Annotated in this window: 6 protein-coding genes and 1 pseudogene; 1 reads left to right on the forward strand and 6 read right to left on the reverse strand. The window is 74.4% G+C overall.

The window, feature by feature from the left end:
• On the forward strand, positions 1–226 hold a 226-nt coding region (locus tag Q1N79_RS24670; RefSeq protein WP_300612909.1), incomplete at its 5' end, for a prolyl oligopeptidase family serine peptidase.
• 832 nt (positions 227–1,058) lie between these two features.
• On the opposite strand, the pseudogene Q1N79_RS24675 reads toward Q1N79_RS24670, so the two are convergent.
• The 6 genes and pseudogenes from Q1N79_RS24675 to Q1N79_RS24700 form a co-directional block, all read right to left on the reverse strand.
• Positions 1,059–2,039: pseudogene (locus Q1N79_RS24675) on the reverse strand (recombinase family protein); the annotation flags it as partial.
• Positions 1,994–2,251 carry a hypothetical protein gene (locus tag Q1N79_RS24680; protein WP_300612911.1) on the reverse strand — a complete coding sequence of 86 codons (258 nt, stop codon included), beginning with the start codon at positions 2,249–2,251 and terminating at the stop codon, positions 1,994–1,996. The pseudogene Q1N79_RS24675 and the gene Q1N79_RS24680, both read right to left, overlap by 46 nt.
• Positions 2,252–2,603: 352 nt before the next feature.
• Positions 2,604–3,068: a hypothetical protein gene (locus Q1N79_RS24685; RefSeq protein WP_300612913.1), complete on the reverse strand. Its 465-nt coding sequence runs from the start codon at positions 3,066–3,068 to the stop codon at positions 2,604–2,606.
• Positions 3,065–4,957 (reverse strand): hypothetical protein, encoded by a 1,893-nt coding sequence (locus Q1N79_RS24690; protein ID WP_300612915.1) that lies wholly within the window; start codon positions 4,955–4,957, stop codon positions 3,065–3,067. Before Q1N79_RS24690 ends, Q1N79_RS24685 begins: the two co-directional genes overlap by 4 nt.
• Complete coding sequence (locus Q1N79_RS24695; protein WP_300612917.1) at positions 4,954–5,646, reverse strand: hypothetical protein; 693 nt, start codon at positions 5,644–5,646, stop codon at positions 4,954–4,956. Before Q1N79_RS24695 ends, Q1N79_RS24690 begins: the two co-directional genes overlap by 4 nt.
• The coding region (locus tag Q1N79_RS24700; RefSeq protein WP_300612919.1) for a hypothetical protein at positions 5,643–6,348 on the reverse strand (706 nt) is incomplete at its 5' end. The genes Q1N79_RS24700 and Q1N79_RS24695, both read right to left, overlap by 4 nt.

A 6,348-nucleotide genomic window follows, 5' to 3' on the forward strand; every position in this document is an offset into this window, starting at 1 on the left:
GTACCCCGCGGTGCTGTTCACCGTGTTCACCAACGACACCCGGGTGGACCCGCTGCACGCGTACAAGATGTGCGCGGCGCTGCAGCACGCGACGGCGTCGTCGCGGCCGGTGCTGCTGCGCGCGGAGGGCCAGGTGGGGCACGGGCAGCGGGCGGTGTCGCTGTCGGCCGCGCTTGCCGGGGACTGCCTGGCGTTCGTGGCGCGGGAGACCGGGCTGACCGGTTAACGGGAAGGGTTGTCGGCGCTGGAGGGGCAATTGTCGGGTTTTTACGCGCCTGGCCTGCGGTGTCGTGGTCGGTGCGGGGGTCGCCCAGCAGGGCCTGGATGACGCCGGGGGTCTGGTCGGTGATGGTGGCGGTGATGGTGGCCTGGCGGGGCTGGGCGCGGTAGAGGGCGTGGACCTGGAACGCGGCGTACACGCGTGCCCTGATGTGGTCGGGGGCCTGGTCGAGCAGGCCGGGGGCGTAGGGCAGTTCGTCCAGCAGGGCGGGGTCGGTGGCGGGCGGCTGGGCGGCGGTGAGGGTGTCGAGTTCGCCCTGGGCGGCGGTCTGCTCGTCGTAGCGGGCGGTGAACTGGGCGCGGATGCGGTCGCGGTAGGCGGCGGCGGCCGGGGTGGTGTCGTCGCCGAGTTGTTCCAGCTGGGTCATCAGCCCGGCGATGGCGGTATCGGCCTGGGCGATGCGGCGGCGCAACTGTCCGGCCTGGGCGGCTGCGCGGGCGCTGGCATCGGCCTGGGTGGCGGGCAGCTGGGCGGCGAGCATGGCGGCGTGGTCGTGGCCGAGCAGCGGGCGCAGGATGCCGTCGACGGCGGCGTAGATGTCGTGGTCGCGGAACGCGGCGCGCACATGCTCTGGGCTGCGGGCGGCGTGGCGGGGGTTGTTGGGGTTGTGCGGGCAGATGTAGTAGGTGCGGCTGGTGCCGGGGGCGGTCATCCCGCACATCCGCCGCTGGCACTGGTGGCAGGTGATCCGGGACCGCAGCGGGTACAGGTGGCTCCCGGCGGGCGGGGCGGTGTGGTCGCGGGTGTTGCCGCGCTGGTACCCGGTTCCCTGGGCGGCCTCCCACAGCTCCATGGACACCAGCGCCGGGTGCTCGTTCCCGTCGGCGGCCCAGGTCCAGTGCTCGCGCGGCACGGCGCGGATCTTCCGCTCCCCGGCCCGCTTGCCGGTGCCGGCGTTGCGGGTCCGGCCGATCACGATCCGCCCGGTGTACTTGGGGTTGCGCAGCATCTGGTACACGCTCTGGTAATCCCACGGCCCGCCGCCCGGGGACGGCGCGCCCATCGCGGTGAGCCGGCGGGCGATGCCGTTGCAGTCCAGCTGCTCATACACCCGCCATTCGAACATGCGGGTGACCCACGGGCCGCGGTCGGGGTCGATGACCAGCCGGGCGCGGGTGGCGCCCATCGATGCCTTCATCGGGTTGGGGTGGATCGTCCGGTCGGCGAGGTAGCCGTAGGGGACGGGGCCGGTGTTGTACCCGGCGATGGCGTACTGCTTGAGGCCTTCCCACATCTGGGCCTTGAGGTTGTACCGGTAGAACTCCGCCATGCCCTGCTTGACCCGCCGGACCAGGATGGTGGAGGCCTCGGGGGCCTGGGCGTCGATCGGCTCATCGGTGGCGAACACCGGGATGCCGGCCCGGCGCAGCTCTCTCTCCAGGCGCAGCGCGTCGTACATGTCCCGGCCGGACCGCTCGATGTTCTCGCAGATCACCGCCGAAAACGGGGGCCGGCCGGAGCCGATGGCCTCCCGAAGCTGGGCCATCCCGCCATCGCGGGGCAGCCCGGCTTCGGCGAACTGCTCCCATACGTCGGTGCGGGACCGCTCGTCCAGGTCGGTGCCGCCCGATTCCACATCCCAGTACCAGCGGGCGATGTAGAACCCCTCCGGGAGACGTTCCTCGGCCCGGCGCATCTGCCGGTGCAGCGAGGTCACCGGGTCCTGCAGGGTGGCGGTGGAGGTCCGGCCGACGAACGCCATCGCCACCATCCCTATAGTCCGCGCGGCTGTGCCTGGCTGCGGTGCTGGCGTACCCATATCAGTAGCTCCCTGATCGCCTCGGCCTGCGCGGCGTTCACCGCCTCGGCCTGCCTGCCTTTTACTATCCGGATCTTCGCCCGGATTTTCATTCCGCCGGGCCTTTCCCCTTCACTGAAATTGTAGCTGATAATGCGCGCACCGTCCATTAACGGCGGCGAATTACTGGCCTGTTCTTCCTGGTCAGAAGCCTGCATATTGTTCTCTATCATTTATTTCCCTCTGTCCGGGTGATCGTTTCCTCTGCTGTTTTAACGGTGTTTCCTGGCTTGGTTTTGCGGGGGGCGGGGCCGCGCGGTTTGTGCGCGGGCGCGCCCCCCGGGGGTCATCCCGTCACCGTCGGCCACCCCCCGGGGGTAGCGGGCCGGGCCGGGCCGGTCATGGTGGAGCGCCCGGCGGACGAACGACCGTGACCGGCCCGGCCCGGTCTGCTAGGCGCTGCCTGGCCGGCGGTGACGGGATGACCCGCCCACTGCCCCAGCCGCAGCGGGACCGGGGAGCTTGTGCCCTGGCCCATCCTGGAGCCCGAGGTCCCGCCGGAGGCACCCCGCCTTTGCACCGCGGTCACCGTCCGGGGGGCGGGGCGAGGTCGCCGCGCCCGGTGAGCACCCACCACAGCGCGGCCCCGGCCGCCACGGCCGGCTCGGACGGGGTGCCGGGGATCAGGTAGGTGCCGGCGAGTGCGATCGCGGCGGCGATGACCGCGCGGGCGGCGAGCCTGCCGGGCCGTCCGTGCCTGATCCGGGCCGGGATGACCACGACGGCGCGCCAGGCTGCGGCGGCGGGCGTGCGGGCCGGCGGGTCCGGGGGCGGCACGTAGCCGGCGAGCAGGTCGGCGAGCGCCTCTGACCGTCCCCACGGGGTGCGGAGCTGGGCGTAGGCGGCGGCTGCAGCGGTGTAGGCGGCCGGGTCCCCGCCGTCGGGCCGGTCGGGGTGGGTGGCGGCGGCGATTGTCCGCCAGGCGCCGCGGACCTGGTCATCGGTCAGGCCGGGGTCGGCGGGCAGCCGCAGCGCGGTGAACGGGTTCACTGGCTGCCTCCGGGTCCCAGGACGTCCTCCAGCCCGGCCACCACGGGCAGCGGCATGGTCGGCGGGCCCCGGTCGTCGTCCTGGTGCCGGTCAGGGTAGGCGTGTGTGGGCGGGATGAGCACCGGGCGGGCCGGGGTGGTGGCGGTCGGCAGGGATAGCGGAGAGGGTTTGGGGCGGGCGACTTGCAGGTAGGTGGCGGTGCCGCGGTGGATGTAGCAGGCCTGCCCGGTATCCAGTTGCCGGATTAGGTCGGGGTCGGCGGTCCAGGCGTGCTGGATGCGGCTGGTGCCTTCGTCTCCCCAGGTGGCGCCGATGAGCTTGTGCGCGGTTTCCAGCACCCGCCGGGTGCCGGCTAGTTGCACGAGGGGTTCGGGGTAGGGGGTGTGCATGAGCCACAGGCCGCCGTCGGCGGTGGCCGCGATCCGGTACCTTTCGTCCTCGTCCCGGCCGAGGCCTTGCCAGGACTGGGCGGAGACCATGACGCCCAGGCCGAGGGACCGGCCGCGCTCGTACAGGTTCGACAGCGGGACGCGGCGGGAGACCGCGCTGTAGTCATCGGCGGCCAGCAGCATCGCCCTCGGCTCGGTGTGCCGGCTGGTGGCGGCGTAAGCGATGAGTTCGGTGATGGCCATCGCCTGGGCCTCGGCGACCGAGGGTTCGCTGGTGCCTTCGAGGATGAAGTACCAGGCGTCGGCGTCGGCGAGCCGGCCGGGTCCGTCCAGGGCCGGGCCGAGCCGGCCCAGCAGGGTGGCGTAGCGGAGCTGGATGTCGCCGATGTGCGGGCGGGCCGCGCGGAGTGCGGCCTGCTCGCCGGGGCGCCCGCAGGCGTAGGCGGCGTCCAGCCAGCCGGGGTCGAGCCGGTCCAGGAAGGCGGCGGCGCTGGCGGGGGGCGGGCCGGGCGCGCACACGGCCATCGTGAGGATGGCCTGGATCATGTCGGCGTAGTAGGCGGCGGCGCCGGTGCCGTGCTCGGTCAGCTGGAACAGCAGCACCGCCAGCTCCCGGGCGGGCAGATCCCACAGCGACAGCGACGCCTCATCCGGCCACACCGCGACTCGGCGGGCGCCCACGCCGCGCAGCACGCGGCGGGTGCGATCGGCCTTGGCGCGGGCATCCGGGCCGCCCTTGCAGTCCAGCGCGCACAGCAGCGGACGCGGCTTCCCCCGCCCGGCCGCGGCCTGGGCGGCGGCGTACCAGCCGGCCCACAGCCGGATCATCAGGTTCGTCTTCCCCGACCCGGAACTGCCCACGATCACCATGTGCCGGGCGAACAACGCCGCCGGGACCGCCAGCACAGGGGTCCAGGACCGGCCCACGACGCGGATCACCGCGCCGACTGGCACCATCCCCGAGGTGGTGACGAGCGGGACAGCGCCGGGGGCGGACAGCGCGCCGCGCGCCGCGCGGACCTGGCGGCGCCACTGGCGTGCGTCGAAGACGGCCGGCGCGAATGCCGACCGGCCGGAGGTCCCGGTCATCACCGACCAGGTCCGCCACGCCCACACCGCCCCGCCAGCCGCCAGGCCCACCGGCACCGCCACCGGGGCGATAAGCCACACCACGCGGGCGATATCGGCGTGCAGCAGCAGGCGGGAGGCCTGCTGCCAGTCCCACAACGGGAACAGCGCCACCGCGCGCCAGGCGCGGGCCTGCAGCGCGGCGGCGATCAGGTACACGGCCGTCATAAGGGCTGACCAGGCGGCGGCCCGGTACAGCCGGGCCGGCGGCCACCCCCGCAGCCACGCCGCGGACGCGGCGGCGGCGGCGGTGAGCGTGACCGGCCACAGCGCCACCACGAGCGCGGCCAGGATCAGGGCGCGCAGCAGCCGGAACGCCCGCGTGAGCAGCCACAGCACGGCCAGCAGGCGCAGCACCCGCCACACGCTCACCGGGGCACCCCCGGCAAGAACGCGGCCGATGGCAGGTCGCGGACCGAGACCCGGCCGCGCAGCGGCGCGGGCAGCTCCGCGGCGGCCCGGATGACGACCGGGCGGGCGGCCGGGGCGGTCAGGTACACCACCTGCGCGTACCGCGGCGGGGACAGCAGCCCGCCCATGATCCGCAAGGTGCGCGCGGCCGGCTTGGGCGTCAGCTCCGCCTCCACCGCCCACACCTGCCCCGCATACGGGCTGGCGTCGATGGACGGCCAGTGAATCTCCGCGTCCGGCAGGTGCGCGGCGCCGGCGTTGGACGCCAGCGCGGCGCGGATGCGCCGCTCCGACCGCCACCACGCCCGGCCATCCTGGTATGCCTGCCCGGACTCCAGCCACAGCCGGGCGGCCAGCACCGCGCGGATGTGCGCCAGCCGGGCCAGCGCCACCGCGCGCCACGAGCGGGCCTGCAGCGCGGCGGCGATCAGGTACACGGCCGTCACCGGGGCGGACCAGGCGGCGGCCCAGTACAGCCGGGCCGGCGGCCACCCCCGCAGCCACGCCGCGAACGCGGCGACCGCGGCGGTGAGCGTGACCGGCCACAGCGCTACTACGATCGCGGTCAGGATCAGGGCGCGCAGCAGCCGGAACGCCCGCTTGAGCAGCCACAGCACGGCCAGCAGGCGCAGCACCCGCCACACGTTCACCCGGGCACCCCCGGCAGGAACGCGGCGGCAGGGAGGTCGCGGACCGCGACCCGGCCGCGCAAGCTTTCGGGCAGGTCCGCTGCCGCCCGGGTGACGACCGGGCGGGCGGCCGGGGCGGTCAGGTACACCACCTGCGCGTACCGGGGCGGGGACAGCAGCCCGGTCATGATCCGCAAGGTGCGCGCGGCCGGCTTGGGCGTCAGCTCCGCCTCCACCGCCCACACCTGCCCGGCGTACGGGCTGGCGTCGATGGACGGCCAGTGGATCTCCGCGTCCGGCAGGTGCGCGGCGTCGGCGTTGGATGCCAGCGCGGCGCGGATGCGCCGCTCCGACCGCCACCACGCCCGGCCGTCGGCGTATGCCTGGCCGGATTCCAGCCACAGCCGGGCGGCCAGCACGGCGCGGATGTGCGCCAGCCGGGCCAGCGCCGGCGGACGCGCCGGGTAGGCAAGGCCGCACCCGGCCATCCCCGCGCTGGTCAGCCAGCACCACGCAGGATCCGGGCCCAGCGTCCCGGTCTGCGCGTACCCGGCGGCGCGCCAGCGGGCCACGATCCCGCGCAGCCGCGCCGGGTGCACGGCAAGCGCGGCGGCCAGCAGGTCGTACGGCGCCGCGTAGTGCTCGGCGCACAGCAGCAGCCCGGTCATGATCCGCAAGGTGCGCGCGGCCGGCTTGGGCGTCAGCTCCGCCTCCACCGCCCAC

It is taken from the genome of Trebonia sp., from assembly GCF_030042015.1.
In the GTDB taxonomy this organism is placed as follows: Bacteria; Actinomycetota; Actinomycetes; order Streptosporangiales; family Streptosporangiaceae; genus Trebonia.

Coding starts and splice junctions, on each gene's coding strand:
- Q1N79_RS24680 (WP_300612911.1), bottom strand. CDS start 2,251: ATGATAGAGAACAATATGCAGGCTTCTGACCAGGAAGAACAGGCCAGT.